This is a genomic window from Martinezella calliandrae (assembly GCF_030272695.1).
Taxonomy (GTDB): domain Bacteria; phylum Pseudomonadota; class Alphaproteobacteria; order Rhizobiales; family Rhizobiaceae; genus Rhizobium; species Rhizobium calliandrae.
Window position 1 is genome coordinate 1 of record NZ_JARFYN010000172.1, and the last position, 860, is coordinate 860.

1 protein-coding gene is annotated in these 860 nt (G+C 59.2%); it reads left to right on the plus strand.

Going from position 1 to position 860, the window contains the following annotated elements:
* Positions 1-860, plus strand: an 860-nt coding sequence (purU, locus tag PY650_RS36550; protein WP_285884970.1) for a formyltetrahydrofolate deformylase, incomplete at both ends; no start/stop codon positions are given.

Sequence of the window (860 nt, forward strand, 5' to 3'; positions counted from 1 at the left end):
GTATCCTGCAAATCGACGCGCGGGATCGTTGCGGCGATAGCGAATTATCTGGCCGATCAAGGTTGCAACATCGTCGACTCCAGCCAGTTCGACGATCTCGATACCGGCAAGTTCTTCATGCGCGTCAGTTTCATCTCCGAAGAAGGCGTGGGTCAGGACAGCCTGATCGAGGGCTTCAAGCCGATCGCCGCCAAGTTCGAAATGGACGCCGAGATCTACGATGCCCATAAGCGCATGAAGGTGCTGCTGATGGTGTCGCGCTTCGGCCATTGCCTCAACGACCTGCTTTACCGCTGGAAGATCGGTGCCCTGCCGATCGACATCGTCGGCGTCGTCTCCAATCATTTCGATTACCAGAAGGTGGTCGTCAACCACGACATCCCCTTCCACCACATCAAGGTGACGAAGGACAACAAGCCGCAGGCCGAGGCCCATTTGATGGAGCTCGTCGAACAGACCGGCACCGAGCTGATCGTGCTCGCCCGTTATATGCAGGTGCTGTCGGATGCGCTCTGTAAGAAGATGTCGGGCCGGATCATCAACATCCATCATTCTTTCCTGCCGAGCTTCAAGGGCGCCAACCCCTACAAGCAGGCCTATGAGCGCGGCGTCAAGCTGATCGGGGCGACGGCGCATTACGTCACCGGCGATCTCGACGAGGGTCCGATCATCGAGCAGGACACGGCGCGCATCACGCATGCTCAATCGGCCGAGGACTACGTCTCGATCGGCCGCGATGTAGAAAGCCAGGTGCTGGCCCGGGCCATCCATGCCCATATCCACTACCGCACCTTCCTCAACGGCAACCGCACCATCGTCTTCCCGGCAAGCCCCGGAAGCTATGCCTCGGAGAGGATGGG